Origin of the sequence: Listeria grandensis (assembly GCF_014322885.1) — a bacterium.
Taxonomy (GTDB): domain Bacteria; phylum Bacillota; class Bacilli; order Lactobacillales; family Listeriaceae; genus Listeria_A; species Listeria_A grandensis.
Genome location: NZ_JAASUG010000020.1, coordinates 1 through 13,148, shown reverse-complemented (window position 1 = coordinate 13,148; position 13,148 = coordinate 1). Strand labels below are relative to the sequence as shown.

Here is a 13,148-nt window from a genome sequence, read left to right as displayed (position 1 = left end):
TGTGTTAGGGCTTGCCCTTGGTCATCCACATATTGTACCGTCACTGGTTGTGCTAGGGACGGTGCAGTCTCTTGCGCGTAGATAAAGGTCACCGTTTGCGCTTCTGTACCAAAAGTGCCCGTTTGATTGGCTGGTGTCGCGACAAGTCGGTACCCTGCAATAGCCTTGGCTTTGGCTTCATACGCTTCGTCCAGCACTCCCGTTAGACGTTCCTCTGGCGCTAAAACTTCGCCTTGATCATCCACATAACGGACAGTGACGGGTTGGACGGTTGCTTTGGCAGGAAGCACTCGCTGCTTAAAGTCTACTCTAATGTAGCGATCGGTACCGCTTGGCTCAGATAGACTTTGTGTGAAAGTAACATTTCCCATCCCAACCTTGCTATACGTGGCATATTGGCCATCATACGCTTTCATACCTTCCCACTTTCCATCCACCATGACCCCACCAAACAGCACCTGCTCTCCTGTGGGATCAAACGCCTGCATAAAAACAGGTTCCCCAACATAGGCATCTGGGAGAGTAATATTTCCTACAAGTACCCACGTAGCATTCGAATCTTGAATCAAGGGTAAGTGTTGTAACGGTCGAAAATCACTGACACTGGTGCTCAAAAATAACTTCTTCAGGTGCGTCAATTGACGAAAAGGGGCCAAGCTTTGAATACGGTTCTCTCTCGCAAAATCGATATGTTCTAGTTTCGTTAACCCCGCAATCGGGCTAGCATCTGTGATTTTGTTCTCACTTAAATTTAGATACGTCAGATTGGTTAAGTTTTTTATTCCTGAAATATCTGAAATTGCTTGGTTTTTTACCGCTAATACTTTCAGTTTAGTCAGGTTGGAAAGTACGTCTAGATTCTCTATATATCCACTAAAACCACTTGTTGTGCCAACCCATAAATCCTCTAGATTTCGAAGGTACTGGACCCCCTCGATATTACCGATAGGATCGCCCAGAGCAGGATCATCTTCGATGATTGTCACTCGATCTAATTCTGCTTGTGTGACCTCTTTTTTTACATCTATTTTGTCTGGATGCGTTTGTGGATAGATTTCCATCGCCACTTGCAACGCTAATTTGGAACTTGGAAAAATACTCGCAAAAGTACTTCCTGCTGGTATGGTGGTTACTTTCGTTTCCCTTTCTGATTGCGTTGTTTCCACTGCTTGAACCTCATTTGCGGGCACAGCATAAGGTAAACAGCCATTCGTGACTAGCACTCCTGCAAGCCCTATGCTCATCCACACTTGGCGCTTCCTTCCTTTTTGATTCGTTGACATTGACTCCACTCCTCCTCTATTACACTTCTCGTTCCTCGTATTTTATTGAATTGAAAAGACCTTGTAACAGCCTCATGGCTCCTCCATTTTTCAATTGTATCTGTTTTCACATGTAATTGCTGTATACAAAATAAGACATTCCTTCTCAAAAACCGCCTAAGACAACGCTTTCATTGTCTCGTTTGGAGCAAACTGTCCAAATTGGCGTTTTTAAGGAGATCGACCACCACGTCCCCAACAAAAAAAGACACATGTTGTGTGCCTCTTTTTTCGGTGATGCGGATCATATGTAACGAGAGTATCACACATTGCCGTTTTTTCCATTATATGCTATGATACATGTGTTCATTCATGTAACGAGCACGTTACATAGTTTCAAGTCTTCAGTTACGACCTGAAGGCTTTTTTTTTGCCTCTATTTTAGAATTCTCTTCCAACTAATTGCTCTAATCCACGAGCTCCCGCTTAATCTGTTCTACCACTGATGATCCCACGTGCAGATTTTTTTTAATATAGGCGATACTTTTCCTCTCTTGCAACAGTTCACGGATTTGCCAGTACGTTTTTCTATGCTCCAGGTTTGATGCTGTAGCACTATACTTCCGTTTCTCTTGCAAACGACAGTCTAATCCACAACTCTTCGTGTTCCCGCTCCGTAACTGACCAACCGTTGCTTCTTTCATTTTGCCACAATCACATTTGCATAACCACAGCCTATAATTTCTGATTTTTTTTTCTAGTAATTTTACAGCAACTAAACGCCCAAAACGTTGACCCGTCAAATCTAACGAAAATTTTTCCGCCCGTAATCGCTTTCCATAGCAGCCACAACTGGGCATTTCAGAACTGCTTATCGCCTTGAGTGACATTTGAACCCCTTTTTTCCCACAGTCGCAATCGCATACATATTCCGTCTCCTGGGAAGTTCGGATTATGCGTTTTATGGAATATTTGTTGTTTTCTACCTCATAATCATCGTTCACTTGCGTTACTCCAGTTAAATTGGAACGATCCAAAGAAATACTTTTGTTAGATTCTGCATTTTTTGATTATTCAGCCTGTATTATCTTCCCTAGATAACGTATAATGGAAGGAGAAGATATAAAAATAATATAACGGGTCATGAAATTTACCCTCTAAGGAGTGAGCGATATGAGTAATAAAGAATCTCCAGAACAAAGAAGAGAACGATTGCGACAAGAAGAAATGAAGGATAACCCTCTAGGATCAGTTAGTGAAGGATTAAAAAGATCCCAACAAGGTAATCCCACTGAGTTTGTTGGGGGCATGGGATGGAAAGGCACCGGCATCGCCATTTTAGTTTTAATTATCGCCGTTGTAATCTTCGCCTACTTCTTCGGATGATAAATATAACGACCGCTTTTCAAATTCATTTTGATGGCGGTTTCTTTATTTTCGGAAAACTCTTTATTTACCAATATTTTTGTGCTATTATGAATATGTACTAAAAAATATTACAAAAAGGGGACAATAACATGACAAAATTTTTCAAAGCGTTCATCCTGATTTGCACACTATTTCTTTTTGGAAGCCAAGTATCTACACTTGCTATTGCCACTGAAAATGAACCCGCTCCTGAATCCCAATCAATCGAGTCAAACGATGTTGTCATCACAATTACTAACAACCAGACTGGAGAAGTAACGATCGTAACACCTACAGAAACCCCTTCACTTGAGATAGATCCAGATAGCTCAGACGATCCATTCGCTGACTCTTTACAAGAGAATTATGATGTGTATATTCCTATTGAATCCACAGAAAACATTAGAACTGCACGAGATGCATTCGGAAATATGAAGACTGCAGGTGGTGTTACTGCGAAATTAAATGTTGACTATAATACGAGTGCCAATAATGAAAACGTTCGCTTAAACAAAGTCTATGGTAGCTGGAAACCTAGCAATAATATGTACTATCTAACAGATAGAAAAGTTGGTGCACATTCAGGAGTAGGCTACGGAAAAACAATAAATAAAGCACCGACATCAAATTCTTTCAGTTATACTACTGGATTTGGTTATAATAAGAGAGTATGGGGACAAGCGGCCCCTAGAGCGTGGAATAGTGCTAAAATTCATGTAAGTGGCATGACGGCAACATACACCATTAAAGTAGAGTTTACGTACTCTTAATACCCAACAAAAAAGATGCTCCTCGTAAATGACACGAGAAGCATCTTTCTTTATTTCTCTGTTTCTGGAGCTAGAAAGTAGCATTCTTCTTCAATTTCAACGACAGCCCCGCCAAGTTCATTGGCCACTTTATCCGCCATCTCCTTCAAAAAGAAAATATTCTCCAAATCTACTCGAACGATTGGATCGTTTGCTGGAATCATAAATAGTGGCTGATTGGGATAATCAAGCCATTTCATGAAAATCTGATGACCTACGGTGACAATAAATTGTCTCGGTCCGTAGTTACCATTCTTATGTTGTATCATTTCTATCTTCATATTATTCCTCCTCTTATTTAGCCACTTCCCGCCATTTCCATAAACCTACATCCATCCCTTGCCTTTTTTCTGCAGGTGTAAAACTCTCAAAACGCGCACTGAACTTGGCTTTATCCAACGTTGATTCTCGGCCACTCGCTATCGCAGTTTCATACAAATACGCGTTGTCTTTCACCTCGATCACAATGGAACGCCCAGATGGGTGCATACCAATCATTTTCATTTCTCAGCCTTCCCCCTTTTCGGCTTCGGAGCCACCTTACTTCTTTCCAAGTAACATAACGGGGTCCCGTGCTTCGTGCGGATCACTAGGGAACTCTTTTTTGTGTTCATTGCCTCAACATAAACCATACCTTGATTCGATAATGCTAATACTAGCAAACGCAGATCCTTTTTTACGTCTTTATACCAGTAACCGTGCTCTGTCATATTTTTTTCTAACATCATAATATTTTCAAAGGGATTCATCCTGTTTTACCTCTCCTTGTTGATTTTATATGGTATTGTTCGCGTTTACAATCCGTGCTATAATTAGGTTATTCATCCCTATATAACTCAACTCCCGTTATATAGCTCTTAGCCTTTGATAAATGCAAGGGCTTTTTTTTGCTTCTATTTCAGTCTACAATGTTTTGATGACAACGACAAGGTACAAAAAGACCTAACGATCCTCTACCACTCTGCATCAAAACATGCTATAATGACCATGGTAGTACTTTTAACAACCCTTTGAGTGCTATCCTTCATGTACAAACTCTGTACATAACATACACTGAAGATGCCTCTCACCGCGCTTGGTGACACGCATCTTCTTTTTTTATCGTTACTTTCCAAACCCTCGATCTGTCACGTAACCCACTAATAGCTAGAAATAGAAAAGATAGCACGAATGCGCTATCTCACTTGCTATTTATGATCATTCGTTGCTTCCGAATCCGTTAAAAAATCTTTCGGAATCTCCCAATTGCCATTTGATTTCTTAATCATCCCAGCAGCTTCCAAAAGCCCCGATAGTGTGCGAAAGTAATATTTTACTGTCTGTATATCCTCAAAATCTCGGCTTCTTGGGATTCTTCCCCAAATGCGGTATATTTCCTTTACCTCACGTATGTATCGAGCTCGAATCTCTAACCCTTCGTTTTCAGAAGCGTACAAGGTCAATCCAGCCATACATAAGGTATTTTCCCATGAATCAAATCTACCCACAACGGTATATTTATAAGGATACTCTGCCAGTCCAGATGGTGGCCGTCCTAGTTTCGTGGAAATCCGTTGAAGTTCTTCTATTAAAAATTCATCTGTATATTTATTTTTGCTCAAGCTCACTCACTCTCTTTCTGCTTAGCTTAATAACAGTAGCGAAAATACAATTTTTATTCAAATAATAACTGGTTTTTGACATGATTTTGAAAAAATTTTTGAATCATATCAATGTTTTTTTCTAAAACAACAATGAACTGCATTATTCTTAATGCTTCGTATTTCCCCATCCCTTCAACATCAACCCAATCCCCATGCATGACAGCATTTCTGTTTAAATTCCCACTATAATTATCCTCATAATTAGCATACAACTTCTCATAAACACCCAATAGTGAGTAAATTTCAACTTGATGCATTTCATTAAAGTTAAAATCTATATTGTAGATGGAATTATAAGCCAAGGCACTTTTTCCATTAGCTTGCTTTTTCACCCAACTATTTGCTAATTTGCTTTGTGTTTCCTTAATTGTCTGTAGTACATCTTTAAATAACGAATCAATAAGAGAAAAACCTATAAACGGAATATAAAAATAGTTATTTGATCGGTATGCTTTAATAATTTTATTAGTTAAAAAATATTGATGTGGATGTAACACATAACTCTCTGCTTCAAATTTAGTTAATTTATCTAAGCTTAACTCTAAAAATGATATCAGTTCTCCCCGCTCGCTCACAGAAATGTCTAGTGGGAAATCTTCACTGACTGTAATAAGCTCACTAATAAACATATTTAATTTATCTTTTGTTATATCCTCTATATCAATTTGTTTAAAAATATCCAAATATTGAATAGCTTCAAAAAATCGACTAAAACTCGCTTTATTTTGCAATACTACCTTGGCTAAACCATTACTTATATCGCTCATTTGCTTTCCAGCTAATTCGGTTTGCTTCATCAATTCGACTGGAATTTTATAAAGATTTTTTTGGCTCTTATTTAGTATATCTGACAATGAATTATGTAATTTTATCGGTGTATCTTGTATAAGAGATACACTATTTAAAGCTTCATCCATAGCTTTCCTCATAGATAATAAACTATTTTTTTCGTAGTCTCTGATTACTTTATTCATGGCCTTATGTTGCTGTGCTAGGTCCGAAAATATTTTAGTTGGTGTATCCAAATTCATTTTTTTCAAGCTAACAATTGGATCTGAATCTATATTTTCTACATCGATTTTTATTACTTTTCTCTTACCGCTAAGCTCTTTATCTTTTATTTCGCTATTCCTTGATTCCATTTACATCCTCCTCTTTTAATTTTAGTTCATATTCCTTACACCGATAAAAAGTTTGCTTTTATGAATGCTCCCTTTTCTTTCGTTGCAATCTTTTCTTCACTTCATAGACTGTACTTCTGGCCACCCCCGTTTCTCTCGAAATCGCTGTTGCCCCGTGCCCCTTCTCCAACATCTCTTTTATTGTAAAATAAGTCAAGCGTTTTTGACGATTTTTCACTTCCGGTCCATATACGAGTGGCTTTCCTTTGTAAATGCCATTTTGTTTCGCAATCGCAATACCTTGCGCTTGTCTCCGTTTAGATTCTTTTCGCTCTGTTTCTGCCACCCAGGACAATAATTGAATGACTAACGGCCGTAGTAATTTCGAAATGCCAGGATCTGCTGCCTGCAAGCTTTCCAATAATGGCAAATTCAGCACAATCAGTCCAATTTCTTGTTCATCTAAACGTTGTACCATTTTAATAATTTCATCGTAATTCCGACCAAGTCGATCCAATGCTTCCACCACAATAATATCTTCTTGTCGTGCGAATTGTAAAAGCGCCTGCAGCTGTTCTCGATTATCTGCTGCTACACCCGATTTTTTCTCTTGGTATATTTTTTCTGCTCCAGCGCTTTTTAGCGCATCGATTTGTCTACTCAAATTTTGATCATCCGAACTTACGCGCGCATATCCAATTTTCACCGCTCACACCCTCTTTTTCAAAAACAATTATCGGACACCCTTGTCGGACACTGCTACTTCCGATTATACCGTGTTTTCTGACCGTTGTATATGGGTATACCCTTATCAGACATATTTTTGACGCACAAAAAAACCACCGCGGAAAAGGGAGTAACCGCGACAGCCAAAAAGGGAGTTAACATTTTCACGCTTCGGGGGAAAGTATGAAATGTCCTATTTACTCGAAGATGCTGGTTCTACGCCTATACAACACAAAAACTAGATACCTCTAAGGATACCTAGCTCTTTGGTCGTTTTTATGGCCGTGCAATTAATGCATCTTGGCACGATGAAGGACATTCTCAAAATCAAAGCATCCCATCAGCTACTGTATGTAGCCGAATATTTACCACCTTTCATTCTAAACTCTAATTTTGCTAGATAATTAATTCCCTGGATTCCCACAACCAGCTTTTGCATAGCCACAGCCGCTAGAGATGCCGTCTCGTTTTTCCTATAAATACCACGATAATCGCCCCCTTTAACAGCACCTAGATAATACCAATTATATGCCTTTGTAATAGAACTATATCCCATCAATGGGAAGTTAACCTGTACATAAAATCTTTCCGTACCCCAAACGGTTGTATGTGACACCTTGATAGTTCTAAATTGTTGTGTTCCGCTCTCCCAAGTTGTAGACGCACGGGGTACAATCGTTGGAACTTCCTCTAAGGATAGTTCATAAAACGAACCATCTTCAAACTCTTCATAAATTCTTTGTTCACTATCACTAACACTTATTTCTCCGTTATTGCTCTCAATTGCTTCATCAGCCTCTGTTCCTTCTCCAGATAGCACTTTTTCTGTTAAGTCTTCTACTTTTTGTTCTTCTACCCCATTGGATATCAATGTTTCCGTAATTTCTTGTTTTTCATTTTCCTGTTCGCTAGCCTCTACAGGTGAGCTAGCGAAGAGACCGAAACTTCCCAAAATAACAGCAAAACCTAAAAACATATTTCCTTTTTTCATACATTTATTCCCCCATCTTGTTGTTTTTATTTTGTTTCTATAATATGATAATAGTATAAAAATAAAGAAAGTAGGGATAAACATGCCAAGTGGTGATACTTTTTTCATGATAATTAGCCTTTTATTAATCATTGGAGTCGGAGTTATTATTTTTTGTTTAAACAAGATTTATAAAAAACTAAAATAGTACGTCCCCTTGCAATCTTAATTTTCAAATTACTTACAATATACATTAAAAACTGTGTATTGGCAAAAGTTAAAAAGTAGCGCTTTATTTCTTACACTTTCGACTACCTTAACAGGCATTTTAATGTATCCTGAGTGTTTCTGAAATCGAAGCCGAAGAAAAAACAAAATAAATAAGCCAGGGCTCACATAAATTTTTTATGAGTCCTGGCTTATTTTTTTATTTCTCCTCTGGACCACCTGTGACACCAGATAAAAAGGAGAAGGTTGTTTTTTGGAATTCTTCGACGGCCGCAATCCTGCCGACGATGTACGGATCAGGCGATACATTCGAAGAATACAGCTGAATAGCAAGCGTCGATCGATGCTACAGTACACGGTGGAGAATATGATACACCACTTCCTGATCCATTGCATCATGCCACTCCGGAGATGCTTTATCCCTTGCAATCTGTTGCGAATGCTCACTAAGAAAGAATCCGCGCCACTTTTTCAATCCTCTGTCGTTATACGGTCGATTAGAAAATGTCATATGCTGCCGCCTCCAGTTCTAGCTCCAGGAATAATTTCTTCATATGATCCAATGCACAAGACAAACTCCAGTATAGAATCTGTATGAATCGAGTCTTTTACTAGGGCTTCCATTTCGGCCCATCTTTGTTTTGTTAGGATCGGTGCTAACGTTCGATAGTATTTTCTACCACCTAAAATAACATACTCGTTATTTTTCATAAATATCCAATCCTTTCGTAGATTAAAATTACCTCCTTATTATACGAACATACGTTCCGTTTTACTAGTTGCTAAAAGAACCATCTTTTTGCAGGCGCTCCTGTGTCGATTTAGCCAGTACTACCAATAGCAAACATTTTCATTGCGTTATAATGCGCCTATACAGCGCAAAAAGTCAGCATTTACGCTGACTTCTCGTTTATTTATATTTAGTTATTGCTTTTCTTTGCTGCCGCCTTCACAACTCGAAAGAATATAAATGCTACTCCAAAGACGAAAGCTACAGCTATTAGTGCTGCAATTCCTCCCATGCTCATATAATTCCCTCCAATTCTTTTTTAGCGACTAAACTGTATGAACCTATTATTTCGTTTTGTTTATCTCCGCTAACTGCTCTGGTAACGGAGGATGCTTCATACCATCTGCTGTTTGCCCAGAACCATTTTTATATCCATTTACAAAAATATGATATGGTAAGTCTATTCTTTTATCATAGCTATATTCATACTTTATATCTGGATCATCTTTAAAAACAATCTTTGTAAGATAGCCACCCATTTTCCAGTCTTTCGTGATCACTCTTGACTCTATTTGACCAGATTTAATTTTTTGTGCTGCTAGGTAATTATCTACTGCTTTATTAGCTGTTGCCTTTGGAATGACGAACAAAATTATATATCCTACGAGGCAAAGAACTAGAAATGCACCCACTATGATCCACCATTTCTTATTTTTTTTCATACAGTTACACTTCCCACTCTATTCATTTTATTTAAAGTACTTCACTTGTTGCGGCTTATATGCTTTTGAAAAATAGTTGGGTAAATCATACACCGCAACTAGTGATGGGAATACTTGTACGACTGGCTTACTTCCTGTCCCAAAATAATATGCTTGTAGCACTATTTTAGAGCAATACGTGGGGTTTTTACTATAACGGCTTCCTGTCATTCCGTATTGCAGATCCGCTCGTTGAATAGTAATTTTTATCTGCCCAACTTGCCGCTGCATTCGCAACAGAACTATCCTTCAATCGGTACACTTTCACCCAACCTCTACTATCATAATAACTCATCCACCAGTTAGTAGTGTTTTGCCTCGTTGTCTCTCCTTTACCTGGAATATCTAATATATATTCGTTTCCATTGGCAATCGCAGAATGACCCAATAAGCCGGAAGAAGAAGTGCCATTTGTTATTAGAATATCGCCTTTTTTAATGTTGTATCCCTTATATACACCTCTTAGCATTGGATTCTGCGGGACTTCTTCCCAGTTTTCATCTACAACAGGCGGTTGTCCATAATTATTCCATTTAATCCATTTTTCATACGTCATTGATAGATCATACACACCGTCTTTTAAACCATCTTGATACACTTGATTATACTGTTTCTTATTCTCCTGTATCCATTCTGACAAACTCACATCTACTGGTTTTATAATTCCTTCTGAAACGCCCTGATTATACAAAGCTTCATAATCAGTTACTGTTTGCGCTTGGCCGATTCTAGGGAATAGCAGACATACACTCATTAGGACTAGTGTAGTAATAATCCCAACTAACCATTTTTTCTTTCGTGTCCCGTTTTTCATGGCAGTTCCTCTTTTCTATGTATTCATGATTTTATTGTTGCTAATCATATTATAGCACAGAACTACTGCACAACCCAAATTGTTCCAATGAATCTATATACTGCGTCTCTGAGCAAATAAAATCAGAAGATTTTCTCTTTTTTATGATCCTTAGCGGGAGCAATCCGCGTTTTGCTGGCGATAGCCCTACATGTACTTTCTAAAAATATGTATACGTTATATTATTCACATGTGGCTTTACATTGCCATTATTGGATGGTAATATTTAGATTGAAAGAGAATTATATTCTCTTGAAACATAAAAACACTAAGGAGAGAAAACAGATGAAAAGAGCGGGTTATATTATTTTAGGAGTCATGTTTATCATATTGTTATCATTTGGAATTCAAAACAACGTGGTACATGCAGAAACTACTAGTGATGAATCTATACAAGTGTTATACCAACAAGCTATAGAAGAAAAGAAAGTAGACGCATCAAAATATACTTTTGATGCATTTCAAGAGAATTATTATCTTGCTGAAGAAAATTATCAAATTTGGAAAAGTACAGTTGGAGAAGGTTTGACCTTTAAGCAATGGTTTAAGGATATTGCTAATTATGGAGCATTCCCAGACGGCGAAGGGCATTCACCATCCGAAAAGAAAAATAATAATTTATTAAAAAGTAGTCAAACCACCAATGGTAATAAATTGAAAAACGCAATTAAAAAAGGAGATATACTTATTATTTCAAGTGGTGGTTTTGGTCACGCCGCAATTGCAACAAGTGATACATACATACTTGAGATGACTGGTGGAGGAAATCCAGTAAATTGGTTCGCTGCTGGAATAAGTAATAATAACCATCAATTTAATAAAGATACATGGATATTTGGTGGTGCAGAACAAGGTGCAACCTCCAGCAGACATATAAATGACTGGATTCAACTATGGCGTGTTCCTGATAGTAATATGGCAATTAAGTGTGCGAATTATGCAGATGCAACTTTTTGGAATAGTGGGCATGGTTATGCAAAAAATCGAAATATTTCCTACCGCCTTACTGCAGCGACAACAACTCGAAATCCTAATTATTGCTCGAAGCTAGTGTTCCAATCATTTTATTATGGAAGTGGAAATGCAACTGTTATTCAGCCTTCTATGGTAGGATTAACGTTCGTAAGCCCTGGAGCTTTACCAAATCTATTCGCTGGAAAATATGTCCCTTATAAAGTTGGGTCTTTCTAAATATCAAGGAGTGTATCATATGAAGAAATGGCAGATTATTTTAGGTAGTATATTGTTTTTATTCCTCGTAACAGTCGGTGGATACATGATTTACGCCCATATTAATACAAAACAAGCGGATGCTGCGATAAATAAAGTAATCAAAGAAGCAGGAATTCCTGAAAATGAGATTATAGTTGTTGAAAAAACGACATACAATCAAAAAATCTTAAGTTCCGAATGGTGTACGAAAACAATAACAACGGAGAAAGATTATCAAAACTGGAAAAAAGAAGTGAAGCAACAACAACATTTTTTCAACGGAGAAAAAGTGACTAGTAAAAATATAAGTAGGTTAGATTCAAAAACGAATTGTGAATTGCAATATCTTTTTATGTTCTATAAGAACCCTAGTAAAGTAAATGGATATTATGTGATCAGTGGTAATTCGGTTGGTCCTGATAAGGCAAAGTATATATTTGCTTATACACTACCGAAAAATAACTTGGCTTATTAGAATGTGTCCTTCTTCCTTGCTTTTAATGTTTTACTGAGTTCTACAAGATACACAAATTTAAAGTAGTCGTATTGAATTGGAAAGAACCGAACAGACCTCTTTCATCCTTGTTTGGTTCTCTTTTTCAATTTTCATAGTTAAACTCAGACTAATCACGCTTTCCTGGCTTTCTAAAAGCTTCCTTTTTTTCGTTATATATTTGACAGTATATGATAAATATTGTAAAACGAAAGCGTAGTCATTTGCTAGCTGGAAATTATGTATTTTTGGTTTTTGCAAATCTATATGCTCAAAAAAACACAAACAAGGAGATGAGAGAAATGAAAAAAATTTTAGCAAGTATTATGATGGTCATGGTTTTATCTGTAAGTTTTGTAGGGGTTTCAGGTTTAATTTCGGATACCCATGTAGAAGCAGCATCTTGGAAAACAGTTGATAAAAAATTCTATACAGGGAATATATCAGGAGAAATAAAATATAACGATGGTAAATCATCTGGAATGCTTTATCTTGTAGCACCACCAAAATATCATACTGTTGGACATATTGGACAGCAACTTATCGTGGCTTGGTATACGCATGGTAAATTTTGAGTATAAGATAAATAGCATCTTTTTTATATGACATTTTTTTATGAATTACCTAGGTTGCTTTAACATTAATAGTAAATGAGTCTGAGACATAAGTAAAATTCCACATGAAAAACTCGAAAATAGAAAAGCAGGAATCATTGTATAGAGCCATTTAAGAAAGTGGCTTATACACGATTCCTGCTTATTTTTCACTGCTCTGTAACTGCGTCAACTTAGCTAATGGGGTTAAGTCTTGGATGAATTCGTTTCGCAAGGTCAAATGCTCTAAGTTTTTCATCAACGCCAATGGTGCTAGCTGTTGAATCCGCCCCCCTTCATTCCCCTCCGCATGCAAGGTTTTTAAGTGGGACAACTGTTG

At 37.5% G+C, this 13,148-nt stretch carries 17 protein-coding genes; 5 read left to right on the top strand and 12 right to left on the bottom strand.

The genetic code is table 11. The features are described 5' to 3' along the window. Both HCJ54_RS15110 and HCJ54_RS15105 read right to left on the bottom strand, forming a co-directional pair. Positions 1-1,283, bottom strand: a 1,283-nt coding sequence (locus HCJ54_RS15110; protein ID WP_187138235.1) for a MucBP domain-containing protein, incomplete at its 3' end; no start/stop codon positions are given. Between the two features lie 446 nt (positions 1,284-1,729). Continuing rightward, on the bottom strand, positions 1,730-2,266 hold the full coding sequence (locus tag HCJ54_RS15105; RefSeq protein WP_187138234.1) for a hypothetical protein: 537 nt from the start codon (positions 2,264-2,266) through the stop codon (positions 1,730-1,732). A gap of 169 nt (positions 2,267-2,435) precedes the next feature. Between HCJ54_RS15105 and HCJ54_RS15100 the strand changes: the two genes are divergently transcribed. Next, positions 2,436-2,648 (top strand): DUF6366 family protein, encoded by a 213-nt coding sequence (locus tag HCJ54_RS15100; RefSeq protein ID WP_187138233.1) that lies wholly within the window; start codon positions 2,436-2,438, stop codon positions 2,646-2,648. A gap of 131 nt (positions 2,649-2,779) precedes the next feature. Beyond that, complete coding sequence (locus tag HCJ54_RS15095) at positions 2,780-3,439, top strand: hypothetical protein (RefSeq protein ID WP_187138232.1); 660 nt, start codon at positions 2,780-2,782, stop codon at positions 3,437-3,439. A 50-nt stretch (positions 3,440-3,489) separates the two neighbouring features. On the opposite strand, the gene HCJ54_RS15090 is transcribed toward HCJ54_RS15095, so the two are convergent. The 10 genes from HCJ54_RS15090 to HCJ54_RS15045 all read right to left on the bottom strand — a co-directional run bounded on the left by HCJ54_RS15090 (position 3,490) and on the right by HCJ54_RS15045 (position 10,471). After that, positions 3,490-3,759, bottom strand: coding sequence for a hypothetical protein (locus tag HCJ54_RS15090; protein ID WP_187138231.1), 270 nt, complete (start codon positions 3,757-3,759; stop codon positions 3,490-3,492). Positions 3,760-3,772: 13 nt separating this feature from the next. Then, a complete protein-coding gene (locus HCJ54_RS15085) occupies positions 3,773-3,982 on the bottom strand; it encodes a hypothetical protein (RefSeq protein WP_187138230.1) in 210 nt (69 codons plus the stop codon). Next, positions 3,979-4,227 (bottom strand): hypothetical protein, encoded by a 249-nt coding sequence (locus HCJ54_RS15080; RefSeq protein ID WP_187138229.1) that lies wholly within the window; start codon positions 4,225-4,227, stop codon positions 3,979-3,981. The genes HCJ54_RS15085 and HCJ54_RS15080 overlap by 4 nt, the downstream gene beginning before the upstream one ends. Positions 4,228-4,665: 438 nt before the next feature. Then, positions 4,666-5,079, bottom strand: coding sequence for a homing endonuclease associated repeat-containing protein (locus tag HCJ54_RS15075; RefSeq protein WP_187138228.1), 414 nt, complete (start codon positions 5,077-5,079; stop codon positions 4,666-4,668). Positions 5,080-5,132: 53 nt separating this feature from the next. Then, a complete protein-coding gene (locus HCJ54_RS15070) occupies positions 5,133-6,263 on the bottom strand; it encodes a hypothetical protein (RefSeq protein WP_187138227.1) in 1,131 nt (376 codons plus the stop codon). A 58-nt stretch (positions 6,264-6,321) separates the two neighbouring features. Beyond that, on the bottom strand, positions 6,322-6,948 hold the full coding sequence (locus HCJ54_RS15065; protein WP_187138226.1) for a recombinase family protein: 627 nt from the start codon (positions 6,946-6,948) through the stop codon (positions 6,322-6,324). A gap of 360 nt (positions 6,949-7,308) precedes the next feature. Next, complete coding sequence (locus tag HCJ54_RS15060; RefSeq protein ID WP_187138225.1) at positions 7,309-8,067, bottom strand: hypothetical protein; 759 nt, start codon at positions 8,065-8,067, stop codon at positions 7,309-7,311. A gap of 606 nt (positions 8,068-8,673) precedes the next feature. Continuing rightward, on the bottom strand, positions 8,674-8,877 hold the full coding sequence (locus HCJ54_RS15055) for a hypothetical protein (RefSeq protein ID WP_187138224.1): 204 nt from the start codon (positions 8,875-8,877) through the stop codon (positions 8,674-8,676). Between the two features lie 363 nt (positions 8,878-9,240). Further along, positions 9,241-9,618, bottom strand: a complete 378-nt coding sequence (locus tag HCJ54_RS15050) for a DUF3139 domain-containing protein (RefSeq protein ID WP_187138223.1) — start codon at positions 9,616-9,618, stop codon at positions 9,241-9,243. Between the two features lie 190 nt (positions 9,619-9,808). Then, the gene (locus HCJ54_RS15045) at positions 9,809-10,471 is read right to left on the bottom strand and encodes a hypothetical protein (protein WP_244966975.1); all 663 of its coding nucleotides are present in this window, start codon (positions 10,469-10,471) and stop codon (positions 9,809-9,811) included. A 324-nt stretch (positions 10,472-10,795) separates the two neighbouring features. Between HCJ54_RS15045 and HCJ54_RS15040 the strand changes: the two genes are divergently transcribed. The 3 genes from HCJ54_RS15040 to HCJ54_RS15030 all read left to right on the top strand — a co-directional run bounded on the left by HCJ54_RS15040 (position 10,796) and on the right by HCJ54_RS15030 (position 12,790). Next, entirely contained in the window at positions 10,796-11,701 is a 906-nt protein-coding gene (locus HCJ54_RS15040) for a hypothetical protein (RefSeq protein ID WP_187138222.1), read from the top strand. Positions 11,702-11,720: 19 nt separating this feature from the next. After that, entirely contained in the window at positions 11,721-12,197 is a 477-nt protein-coding gene (locus HCJ54_RS15035) for a hypothetical protein (RefSeq protein WP_187138221.1), read from the top strand. A 320-nt stretch (positions 12,198-12,517) separates the two neighbouring features. Continuing rightward, positions 12,518-12,790: a hypothetical protein gene (locus HCJ54_RS15030; protein WP_187138220.1), complete on the top strand. Its 273-nt coding sequence runs from the start codon at positions 12,518-12,520 to the stop codon at positions 12,788-12,790. The last annotated feature ends 358 nt before the right edge of the window (positions 12,791-13,148 follow it).